General features: G+C 72.8%; 9 protein-coding genes. 5 read left to right on the top strand and 4 right to left on the bottom strand.

Features of this window, described 5'->3' with window-relative positions:
- Nucleotides 1-27: 27 nt before the first annotated feature.
- Nucleotides 28-1,713 (bottom strand): alpha/beta hydrolase, encoded by a 1,686-nt coding sequence (locus tag D476_RS0131285; protein WP_026124030.1) that lies wholly within the window; start codon nucleotides 1,711-1,713, stop codon nucleotides 28-30.
- Nucleotides 1,714-1,848: 135 nt separating this feature from the next.
- Between D476_RS0131285 and D476_RS0131290 the strand changes: the two genes are divergently transcribed.
- On the top strand, nucleotides 1,849-2,319 hold the full coding sequence (locus tag D476_RS0131290; RefSeq protein ID WP_020380519.1) for an Lrp/AsnC family transcriptional regulator: 471 nt from the start codon (nucleotides 1,849-1,851) through the stop codon (nucleotides 2,317-2,319).
- A gap of 121 nt (nucleotides 2,320-2,440) precedes the next feature.
- On the opposite strand, the gene D476_RS0131295 is transcribed toward D476_RS0131290, so the two are convergent.
- Nucleotides 2,441-4,150 carry a flavin monoamine oxidase family protein gene (locus D476_RS0131295; protein ID WP_017627810.1) on the bottom strand — a complete coding sequence of 570 codons (1,710 nt, stop codon included), beginning with the start codon at nucleotides 4,148-4,150 and terminating at the stop codon, nucleotides 2,441-2,443.
- A 91-nt stretch (nucleotides 4,151-4,241) separates the two neighbouring features.
- Nucleotides 4,242-5,054, bottom strand: a complete 813-nt coding sequence (locus D476_RS0131300) for a carbon-nitrogen hydrolase family protein (RefSeq protein ID WP_017627811.1) — start codon at nucleotides 5,052-5,054, stop codon at nucleotides 4,242-4,244.
- A gap of 487 nt (nucleotides 5,055-5,541) precedes the next feature.
- Between D476_RS0131300 and D476_RS0131305 the strand changes: the two genes are divergently transcribed.
- The 4 genes from D476_RS0131305 to D476_RS0131320 all read left to right on the top strand — a co-directional run bounded on the left by D476_RS0131305 (nucleotide 5,542) and on the right by D476_RS0131320 (nucleotide 8,940).
- Nucleotides 5,542-5,766, top strand: coding sequence for a hypothetical protein (locus D476_RS0131305; protein WP_017627812.1), 225 nt, complete (start codon nucleotides 5,542-5,544; stop codon nucleotides 5,764-5,766).
- A 142-nt stretch (nucleotides 5,767-5,908) separates the two neighbouring features.
- On the top strand, nucleotides 5,909-7,759 hold the full coding sequence (locus D476_RS0131310; protein ID WP_017627813.1) for a M48 family metalloprotease: 1,851 nt from the start codon (nucleotides 5,909-5,911) through the stop codon (nucleotides 7,757-7,759).
- A 32-nt stretch (nucleotides 7,760-7,791) separates the two neighbouring features.
- Complete coding sequence (locus D476_RS0131315; RefSeq protein WP_017627814.1) at nucleotides 7,792-7,992, top strand: hypothetical protein; 201 nt, start codon at nucleotides 7,792-7,794, stop codon at nucleotides 7,990-7,992.
- A gap of 72 nt (nucleotides 7,993-8,064) precedes the next feature.
- Entirely contained in the window at nucleotides 8,065-8,940 is an 876-nt protein-coding gene (locus D476_RS0131320) for a hypothetical protein (protein WP_017627815.1), read from the top strand.
- 74 nt (nucleotides 8,941-9,014) lie between these two features.
- Here the strand turns inward: D476_RS0131320 and D476_RS0131325 are convergent, their stop codons facing one another.
- Nucleotides 9,015-10,487 carry an amino acid permease gene (locus tag D476_RS0131325; protein ID WP_017627816.1) on the bottom strand — a complete coding sequence of 491 codons (1,473 nt, stop codon included), beginning with the start codon at nucleotides 10,485-10,487 and terminating at the stop codon, nucleotides 9,015-9,017.
- Between the last annotated feature and the right edge of the window lie 409 nt (nucleotides 10,488-10,896).

Below are 10,896 nucleotides of genomic sequence, written 5' to 3' on the forward strand. Positions count from 1 at the left end.
TCACACGATCTTTACGGAATCACTCGTCTAGGGGCCGATCAGCCGCACCCGCTCCTCCCGGTCGATCTCGGCCGCGCTCTGCGGGAGCTTCGCCTCGGGCTCGGGACCCGCCTCGCAGACCAGGTCCGCGGAGCGCCCGGCCGCGTCATAGGGCAGCGTTCCGTCGCGCAGGTAGCCGGTGACCGCCTCGTCCACGCAGGCGTTCCCCGCCAGGGAGACGCCGTGGCTGAGGCCGCCGTCCTCGATCACCAGGCGCGCCCCGGGGAACCGGTCGCGCAGGGCGTAGGCGCCTTCGACGGGGGTGGGGCCGTCCTCGGTGGCGTGCACCAGCAGCAGCCCCTGGTCCCCGGCTCCCCTCTCGGCCCCGGCGGCGGCCCCGACGTTCAGCCAGGCGCCCGCCTCGGCCGGCCATGTCGCACACGGCGCGTTGTACCAGATGTTGTTCCACCCGGTGACGGGCGCCTCCGCGGCGGAGCGCCCGGCGGCGTCGCGCCAGACGGGCCACGCCGACGGCCACGGGGAATCGGTGCACTGGGTGGCGAGGTAGGCGGCGTACCCGGGTTCGTCGTCGGGCCCCTCGCCGAAACGCTCGGACGCGTCGACCAGGGCCGCCCCGTCCTCGCCCGAGACGTGGTCGGAGAGCGCCTCGGCCAGGCGCGGCCACACCGCCGAGGCGTAGGCCGCGGGCATGAAGGCGTTCTCGTACTCGGTGGGCCCCACCACGCCTCCGGCGGGTTCCTCGGCCAGCTCCTCGCGCACGCGGAAGTAGGCCTTCTCGACCGCGTCGGCATCGGCGCCCAGGCCGTAGACGTCGTCGTGCCGCCCGGTCCAGTCGAAGAAGTTGCGCAGGGCCTCGTCCAGAGCGCGGCTCTGCCGCAGATTGCTCTCGTACCACGGGCGGCCGGGGTGGACGACGCTGTCGAGCACCAGGCGTCCGGTGCGCTCGGGGTACAGCGTCGCGTATGCGGCACCCAGGTAAGTGCCGTAGGAGTACCCCAGGTAGTCGATGGTGTTCTCGCCCAGGGCGCGCCGGATGCGGTCGATGTCGTGCGCGCTGTCCTCGGTCCGCATGTGGTCGAGCAGCCCGGCGTTCCTCTCCCCGCACGCCTCTGCGTAGCCGCGGGTCCGCTCCCGCAGCGCGCGCTCGTCCGCGCGGGACGCGGGCACCGTGTCGGGCCGGACGGGGTCGAAGTAGGACCCGTCGCACGTGACGGCGGGGCTGCTCGCCCCGGCGCCCCTGGGGTCGAACCCGATCACGTCGTACTGTTCGCGCAGGTCGTCGGGGAGCTGCTCGGCGATGCGCAGGGCCCACTCGCGCCCGGCGCTGCCGGGGCCGCCCGGGTTGACCAGCAGGACGCGCGACGCCTCGGCCGCCTCGCCGTCGGCGCCGCGCGCGGGGACCCGGGACAGGGCCAGGCGCACGGTCTCGGCCGCGCGCGTATCCGCACCGTCGGACCGCTCCGTCTCCAGCGGGACCTCCAGTTCGGCGCAGTCCGCACCGGTCTCCTCGACCTTCTCGGCCGTCAGGTCGTCGCAGGCCCCCCATTCCAGGACGGCCCTGCGCTCCCCTCCGGCCCCGTCCCCCTCCGCGTCCGCGGCCCCCGCGCCCTGCGCGGGCGCCGCGAGCGCGAGCAGCAGCGCGGCCGGCACGGCCGCGGGAACACCTTTCGCCCCCACCGCACACCCCTCACCCTCGGTGATACTCCCGATCATCCCTGTCACGGCGCCGGATGGGGCGAAGCGACACGGCCGATCCGCCCCGGTCGGCGGACCCGCGCTCCGGTGCCGGTGGGTAGCATCGGTCAGGCCGGGCCCCGGTCGCGCCCGGCGGGACGTGAGGAGCGGGCAGTGCGGTTGGATCGGGTCGATGAGCGGATCATCGCCATTCTCGGCGCCGACGCGCGCGCGAGCTTCGCCGACATCGGATCGGCCGTGGGGCTGTCGGCATCGGCGGTCAAGCGCCGCGTCGACCGCCTGGTCGAGTCCGGCGCGGTCCGCGGGTTCACCGTCGTGCTGGAGCCGTCCTCGATCGGGTGGACCACCGAGGCGTTCATCGAGGTGTACTGCCGTCCCCGCACCTCCCCGGCGGAGATCCGGGCCGGGATGGCGGGCTACGCCGAGGTCACCTCGGCGTGCACGGTGACCGGCGAGGCCGACGCGATGGTGCAGGTGCGGGCGCGGGACATGCAGCACCTGGAGGAGACCATCGAGCGGATCTGCGCCGAGCCGTTCGTGGTGCGGACCAAGAGCACCCTGGTGCTGTCGCGGCTGGTCGACCAGCCCATGCTGGCCGGGTCCGCCGAGGAGCGCCCCGCCTGAGGGCCCACCCCCGACGCTCTCCCGGGCACGCACGCCGGGCCGCCCCCGGTTCAGGGGCGGCCCGCCGCCGTATCGGGCCGCCTCGGCGGCCGGGGCCCCGGTCGGCCCTCGTCAGTCCTCGTCAGTCCTCGGGCAGCTCGACCGGGGCGATCCCGTCGAAGACGTCGCCCGGACCGGGGTTGGCCGGATCGGTGGCACCGCCGAAGTGGTTCATCACGCCCCACACCGCGTTCAGCGCGGTCTGCACCGCGCCCTCGGCCCACCCGGCGGTCCAGGAGATGTCGTCCCCGGCCAGGAACAGGCCGCGGTGGCGCGGGTCCAGCCGGTCCTGCTTGAAGTGGGTGAACAGCCGCCGCTGGTAGCGGTAGTGGCCGGGCAGGTTGGCCTTGAAGGCGCCCATGAAGTACGGCTCGGCCTCCCAGGACACCGTCACCGGGTCGCCGGTGATGTGCGAGCGGATGTCGACGTCCGGGTAGACCTGCGCCAGCGAGTTGAGCATGACGTCCATCCGCTCGTGCGCCGACAGCGGCAGCCACTTCAGCGAGTCGTCGCACCAGGTGTAGGACAGGCAGATCGCCGCCGGGCCGTCGCCCTCGCCCTCCAGCAGGTAGGTGCCGCGGGTCATGCGGTCGGTGAGCGTCATGCTCATCGCGTCCCGACCGGTGGCCGGGTCGGTGTCCCGCCAGAACGGGCGGTCCACCGGCACGAACAGCTTGGAGGACTCCATGTAGTGGGTGCGCTCGATCGCGGTCCAGTGGTCGATCGGCAGCAGGTCCTCGTCGCAGGCGATCTTGCTGAGCAGCATCCAGCTCTGCGCGGTGAACACCGCTGCGCGGTAGGTGCGGATGGAGCCGTCGGCGTCGGTGACGGTGATGTTGCCCGCCGGGTCGCCCGGGGCGGCGGTGCGGCGCAGCGCGGTCACGCCCGGGCGCGGGGCCCCGCCGTGCAGCGAGGACAGGGTGGTGCCCTGGTCCCAGTGCACGAGCTTGTCGGGGGCGTGCTCCCACAGCCACTGCGGCAGCTGCTCGCTGCCGCCGACGATGCTCAGGTGGTCGTCGTCGGCGCCGGTGTAGGTGACGCGCAGGATCTCCAGGATGGAGTTGGGGAAGTCGGTGTCCCAGCCGCCGGTGCCGAACCCGACCTGGCCGAAGATCTCCCGGTGGCGGAAGGAGGCGAAGGCCGGGGAGTCGCACAGGAACCCGTAGAACGTCTGGTTGTCCAGGCGCTCGACCATCTCGTTCCAGATGCGCTTCATCGCGGGCACGTCGCGCTCGCGGATGGCCCGCTGCATCTCGGTGTGCTTCGCCCCCTCCTCCAGGGTGGCGTTCCACGCCCGCGCGACCTCCTGGTAGACCTCCGGCAGGTCGTCGGTGGTGCGCGCGTAGTGCGCCTCGCCCTTGAGGTCGACCACGGTGCTGGGCGTGGAGGGCGCCAGCGGGTTGGGGAAGGGCACGGTGCCCAGGCCCGCCCGGTCGATGTAGTGGAACAGCGAGGTGGAGGACGGCGGGAAGCGCATGGCGCCCATCTCGGCGACCACGTCGTCGGGGGCGCCGTCGAAGCGCTCGGTGCGCAGGCGGCCGCCGAGCCGGTCGGCCTCGTAGACGACGGGGCGCAGCCCCATCTTCATCAGCTCGTAGGCGGTGACCAGCCCGGACAGCCCGCCGCCGATGACGGCGACCTCGGTGCCGTGCGCCTCGGGCGGCACCGCCCCCAGGCCGGCCGGGTGCTCCAGGAACGCGTCGTAGCCGAAGGGGAAGTCGGGGCCGCACATGGTCAGCGGGCGGCGCTCGGTGCGCTCCTCCGGAACGGCGGTGGGCACGGCGGACGTCATGCGGGGATCCTCCTCGGAACGGGACAGGTGGTGGCTGTGGCGCCCGGCGGGCGCGTGCGGGCCGGGCCGCGGGGGAGGGCGGCCGCCCCCGTCAGACGGCGAGCGAGCCGTACAGGTCGGGCCTGCGGTCGCGCAGGTAGGTGGTGGCGCCGCGGGCGTCCTCCAGGGCCGACCGGTGCAGGTCGGCGACGAGCAGCTCCTCCCCGGCCCCGGCCCGCACCGCCTCGGTGCCGTCCGGGGCGACCAGGGTGCTCAGGCCGCAGTAGTCGAGGGCGCCCTCGGTGTCGCAGCGGTTGACGTAGGCCAGGTAGAGCTGGCTCTCCATGGCGCGGACGGGGACCAGCGCGGTGGCCACCCCGGTGTGCGGGTGCATGAGGGCGGTGGGGACGGCCAGCAGCTCGGTCCCGGCCAGCGCGTGGGCCCGGACGGCCTCGGGGAACTCCACGTCGTAGCAGATCAGCAGGCCGACCCGGACGCCGCGCAGCTCGGCCTGGACGACCGCCTCGCAGCCGGGCCGGAAGGCGTCCCGGTCGAGGTCGCCGAAGAGGTGGGCCTTGCGGTAGGCGGCGAGGGGCGTGCCGTCGGCACCGACCAGGCGCACCGTGTTGTACACGGCGCCCCCGTCGCGCTCGGGCTGGCCGTACACCAGGGCGATCCCGGCGTCGGCGGCGATGCGCGCGGCGCTGCGGCCGATGGGCCCGTCCAGCGGTTCGGCCAGCTCGGCGGTGCGGGCGCCCAGGTTGTAGCCGGTGAGCGAGCACTCGGAGCCGATGAGCAGGTCCGCCCCGGCATCGGCGGCGGCGCGGGCGACGCGCTCCAGCCGCGCGAGGCCGTCGTCGGCGTCCCCGCTGCGCCCGGCCCCCTGGTCCAGGGCGGCCCTGAGGGCGGGTTCGGTGGACCGCATGCACACTCCTTCCGCTGTGTCCGACAGCACCGCCACCACTGTAGACACACTGATCCGACGATTCATTGCGGGGAGACCGGCGATATCGTGCGCATTTTCGCGCACAGATGCATCTTTGTTGCACATCGCCCGTGCGGGCATCCACACACCCCACCAGGGCGGGCAACCCGGGGGCGGAGGCGGCGACCGCACACCACCTGACCGAACACGGTTCACTGTGATGCACACCACCAGAAAACCTTCCTGTATTCGACACCCCTGCCCGACCAGGGCTCATGCGAGGACTCCCAGACCCGCTCTCGCCTGCCTGAGAATCCTGTGTCCGCACCCGGCCAATGCGGCAATCGAATAGTTATGGCCGTTATGTCGGCTTCATGTCGCGTCCCTAGCGTCGGTCCGGACCGCTGGGATCTTCCCGGGCCGGAGCGGACGGCCGGGACGCCGCCAGGGCGCACTCCCAGGTGACCGTGTTGGAAAGGCCTCCGCCGTGCACATCCCCCGACGCCCCTTCACCGCCGCCGGCGCCGCCGCATCGGCCGCCGCGGCCCCCTCGCCGCCGCCCCTCGGCGACTCCCGGCCCCCGACCACCGGCGCCGCCCTGGCAGGACTCGCCGCCGTCGGTGCGATCGCCGCGGCCGCAGGGGTGGTGGCGCTCCAGGGCCCGCGCAGCAGGAGGGCGACCGCCGGGGACAGGGCCGACCGCACTGCCTGACGGCCCGGAGCGCTCCCGCCGGCCCCGCCCCCTCCCCCGCCCACGTGCGCAGCACGGCCGAGACCGTGCCGCATGCCCCTCCTGCCCTGCCGTCCCTGACCCGCCTTTCGATGACACCCTCGCGCACCACCGGAGCCGCCCCGTGCCCAGATCCCGTCCCTACCTCAGCGCCCTGCTCTTCCCCGGCATCGTCCTGTACCCGTTCCTGCTCTCCGGCATCGCGGTCGCGGCACTGTGGGCCGCGGGCAACGTCTACGTGGGCCTCGCCATCGCGGTCGGCCTGCTGTGGAGCATGCTGCCGGCCCTCATCGCGTCCGGTCCGCGCATCCCCGGCCGCGCGGTGGGCGAGGCCGATGCCCCCGACCTGTGGGCGGAGGTGCGCGCCATCGCCCGGCGCCTCGGTGCTCCCCCGCCCGACACCGTCCGGATCGGCATCCACACCACCGTGCAGATGGACGAGCGGTTCCGCTTGGCCGGCTTGGTCCGCGGCGAGCGGTGCCTGGCCGTCGGTGCGCCGCTGATGGCGGTCGCCACACGCGGTGAGATGCGCGCCGCCGTCGCGCGGGCCCTTGCCGAGGAGTCCCCGCAGGTCCCCGGAATGGAGGCGTACTGCCACCGGTCGCTTCGCGCACTGCACGACCTGATGCGCAGGACCGGATCGGGCGGGTCGGGCATCTCCCTGCTGCTCATGTGGCCCTACGCGCGGCTGCTGCTCGCCGTCCAGCTCCCGCACAGCCGCCGTGTGGCGCTGGACGCCGACGCGTTCGCCGCCCGGGAGGCGGGCACGGCGAACGCTCTCGCGCTCATCGACCGCTTCCCCGTCATCGAGCACGCCTTCGACGTCTTCGACAGCGCCTACCTGGGCGACATCGACCCGGGCGAACCCGTTCCCCAGGACGTGAGCACGGCCTTCGCCAGCGCCCTGTCCGAGAACGGCGAGGAGCTGACCGAGGACGCCGAGCCGGTCGAGCCGCCGTCCGGGGACCCGACACCGGGGGCCGCCGAGCGCCGCACCGCCTTGGGCCCGGCCGAGTTCCCGGCCCCGGAAGACGGCGACCGCCCCGCGCGCGAAGCGGTCACCGGCTTCCCGGCGATCGCCGCCGACGCCGAGTCGGACTTCTTCTCCCCCGACAGCCCCCGGGTGACCTGGGACGAGTTCACTTCCCAGGTCCGCGTGCGCGAACTGCGCCGCCAAGCGGCCGTCGGCTACCGCGCCCTGGCCCGCGCCCTGGGAACACCGTCCCCGTCCATGGACGACATCCGCAGCGACTTCCGACTCGCCCCCGACGACTTCGCCGAGACCTTGGCGGATTCCGGAGCCACCCGTGCGGCATTGCGCGCCATGGCGGTCGTCGCCGCTGTGGACTCGGGGACCGTCGCCTTCCGTCATGACTGGACGCTCACCCCTCCGGCCCGAATGGTCGCGGCGCCCGACTCCCCCGTCACGGTCGAGGACACCGACGCCGCCTGCGAGGCCTTCGCGACGGCCTGCCTCGGCGGCCCCCTCGACGCCGTGGAAGAGGCACTCGACCGGCTCGGCGGCCTCGGTGTCGATGCATCCTCCGCGACGAACGAGGCCGGGGCCGACGCGGCATCGCGTGCCGTGATCCGGGGCGCGGCCGGGCCGGTCTCCGTCGACCGGCGCCCGTGCGACATCTACGCCACCAGGGACGCGCTGATCGTCGTTCCCTGTCGCCGTCCTGCGGTCGGAAAGCCCCGTCCGCGCCTGCTCCGGACCCTGCGAAAGATCGACGGGCCCGCGGAGCTGCTCGCCCGCCCCGGGGTCCGGCGGATCCACGCGGAGGACCTCGCCACGGTGGCGTGGCCCCCAGCCCGGCTCGGACTGCGGGTAGAGCTCACCCTGAACGACCGCACCCGGCACACCGTCAGGGAGGTCTTCAGCACCGAGAAGGTCGGGGACTACGACGAAACCGTCCACGGCCTCCTGAACACGGCCCCCTCCCAGGGCGGCGAACCGCTCCCGTCCCCCTGACCCGCTCACCCCGCACACCGATGGGACCGTTCTTGCCCCGGAAAGCCGTCCTCCCCGCCGCCGCACTCATCACCGCGCTCGCAGCCGCGCTCATCGCACCGGCGCCCGCCGCCTCCGCCGACGGCGCCCGGGACCTGCCTCGCGCCCCCGCCTATGCCGCACTCCTGAAGGCACACGACGACGTCTACGTCAGCGACGAGCTCACCGGGGCGATGGGACTGCGGGAGGGGTAACGGGCCGCACGTTTCACCGCCGATCCCGAACAACGTGCACATGTCCACTCGCTGAGCGTTAGCTTCCTTTCCATGCCCAGCGCAGAGCACGAGCTCCCCCTTGAGTTCGTCCGCAACAACCCCGAGATGACCGCCGTGCTCCTGGAGGAGGCCTACGACTTCAAGATCCCCGACCACGACACCGCGCGGACCGTCTCCGGCGACTGCGCCGACCTGGCACCCAAGGACTACCGGGGCGACGCGGTGGTGTGCTTCAGTGAGGACGGTGACCGGGACGTCTTCGCCGTGGTGTTCGAGGTCCAGCGCAAGCCCGACCAGCGCAAGCGCTTCTCATGGCCGGTGTACCACTCGACGGTCCGCGCCCGGTTGGAATGCCCGACGGCGCTCATGGTGCTATGCCCCGACTCCGCGACCGCGGATTGGGCGCGCTTCCCCATCGACACCGGACACCCCGAGTACGCGCTCCGGCCCCTCGTCGTCGGGCCGACCGAGATTCCGGTCGTCACCGATCCGGCACGGGCCCGGGAGCAGCCGGAGCTCTCGGCACTGTCCGCCCTGGCCCATGGGGGCGACAACGAAGGGCTCGCGGTCCTGACAGCCTTTGCCGAGGCCCTGTCGGCGCTGCCCGAGGACCGGTTCCCCATCTACAATGACTACGTGGTCAACGGGCTGTCAGAGGCGGCCCGTGCTCACTGGGAGGCCTTGATGACGTCCGGAACCTACACGTTCAAGACCGAGTTCGCCCGACGCCACCGCGAGTCCGGGTTCCGAGAGGGCAAGACCAAGGGTGAAGCCGAATCGCTTCTGGCAGTCCTGGACGCCCGCGGGTTCGCATTGACCGATGAGCACCACGAGCGCATCGCCGCCTGCGACGACCCCGCCCTTCTGCTTCGCTGGACGACGCGGGCCGTCACCGCTGACAGCGCCGACGAGGTCTTCGCCTCCTGAGGCTGAAAGCATGAGAGGGGCCGTGCCGCCGTCGGCGGCGCGGCCCCTCAGCGTCGCTCCAGAGGCGGCCCGGATCAGGCCCCGGCCGTCTCCGGGGCGGTCTCCAGGGTGGAGCGGCGCATCGAGTAGCCGAAGTAGACCGCCAGGCCCACGACCATCCACACGCCGAAGGTCACCCAGGTCGCCACTCCCATGCTGAGCATCAGGTAGGCGCAGGACAGCACGCCCAGCACCGGGGTCAGCGGCGCCAGCGGCATCGTGAAGCGGCGCTTCAGGTCCGGGCGCCGCTTGCGCAGGACGATGACCGCGACGTTCACCAGGCCGAAGGCGAACAGGGTGCCGATGCTGGTCGCGTCGGCCAGGTGGCCCAGCGGGACCACGGCCGCCAGCACCGCGATGGCCGCCGACAGGATCAGGATGTTGGCCGTCGGGTTCCCGCGCTTGTCCAGCTTGGAGAAGACCTTGGGGATCAGCCCGTCGCGGGACATCGCGAACAGGATGCGGGTCTGCCCGTAGAGCACCACCAGCACCACGCTGGCGATGGCGATGACGGCGCCGATCGCGAAGACCACCGACCAGATCGGGGTGCCGGTCACCACGGTCAGGATGTGCGCCAGGCTCGCCTCGGTGTCCTGGAAGTCCGTCCAGGGCATGGCGCCCACCGCGACGAAGGCGACCAGGCAGTAGATCGCGGTGACGATGATCAGCGAGAGCATGATCGCCCGCGGCAGGTCCCGCTGGGGGTCCTTGGCCTCCTCGCCCGCGGTGGAGGCGGCGTCGAAGCCGATGTAGGAGAAGAACAGCGTCGCCCCGGCCGCGCTCACCCCGGCCATGCCCAGCGGCATGAAGGGGGCGAAGTTGCCGTCCTGCACGGCGGTGGCGGCGATCGCCACGAACATGACCATCACGGCGACCTTGACGACCACCATGGCGCCGTTGAGCCAGGCGCTCTCCCGAACGCCGCCGATGAGGGCGACCATGGCCAGCACCACCACCACGGCGGCCGGGATGTTCACGATGCCGCCGTCGGCGCCGGGGGGCTGGGTCAGCGCGGCCGGCAGGCTCGCCCCGGTCACCAGGCGCAGCAGCTCGTTGATGTACTCGCCCCAGCCGACGGCGACCGCGGCCACCGACACCCCGTAGGTGAGCATCAGGCACCAGCCGCAGACCCAGGCGACCAGCTCGCCCATGGTGGCGTAGGAGTAGGAGTAGGCCGACCCGGACGCCGGGATCATCCCGGCCAGCTCGGCGTAGGCCAGCGCGGAGAACAGCGCGGTGACCCCGGCGATCACGAACGAGAGCACCACGGCGGGCCCGGCCACCGGGACCGCCTCGCCGAGGACGACGAAGATGCCGGTGCCCAGGGTGGCGCCGATGCTGATCATGGTGAGCTGGGGCAGCCCCATGGTGCGGCGCAGGCTGCCGCCCTCGCCGTGGCCGGCCTCCTCGGTGAGCCGCTCCACCGGCTTGCGCCGCGTCAGCCGCTGCTTCACCGTCCTTCGCGGCGCCGCCGGCGCGGGGGCGCCGACCGTCTTCTCCTCAACCACCAGGGTCTCCTCGGGGGATGTCAGGCGACAGATTCCGGGCGCGCTCGGGAAGCGGATCCGTACGGACCCTGAACAGGGGGAAACGCGCCTCGGCAACAGTAGCGATGTTACCTGGGCTACAGAACCATCGAACGTTGCAGGTTCGACCGGGAAGCCCCGAGTTCTTTGCGGTGTGGTGCAATGAAACGCCGTCATGTGTGGGTCAACTCACAAATTTGCCCGCAATGACCTCTGTCACGCACCTCTGTGGCGTGGATGTCCGAATATGCACAACGGATGCCCGGCATCCGACCTCGGACACGCGAAGGGGCGGGGCGCCGTTGGGCGCCCCGCCCCGATGCAACGCCGGACGGACGGCGGGAAGTCCCCGAAAGGGTCAGCCGGCGACGGCCACGGACGGCTCGCCGGA

The sequence above is a fragment of the Nocardiopsis chromatogenes YIM 90109 genome (assembly GCF_000341185.1).
Classification (GTDB): Bacteria; Actinomycetota; Actinomycetes; order Streptosporangiales; family Streptosporangiaceae; genus Nocardiopsis_A; species Nocardiopsis_A chromatogenes.

Bases quoted from the DNA above. Each gene is read 5' to 3' on its own strand.
- D476_RS0131295 (WP_017627810.1), bottom strand. From the start codon at position 4,150: ATGACGTCCGCCGTGCCCACCGCCGTTCCGGAGGAGCGCACCGAGCGC.
- D476_RS0131320 (WP_017627815.1), top strand. From the start codon at position 8,065: ATGCCCAGCGCAGAGCACGAGCTCCCCCTTGAGTTCGTCCGCAACAAC.
- D476_RS0131285 (WP_026124030.1), bottom strand. From the start codon at position 1,713: ATGATCGGGAGTATCACCGAGGGTGAGGGGTGTGCGGTGGGGGCGAAA.
- D476_RS0131300 (WP_017627811.1), bottom strand. From the start codon at position 5,054: ATGCGGTCCACCGAACCCGCCCTCAGGGCCGCCCTGGACCAGGGGGCC.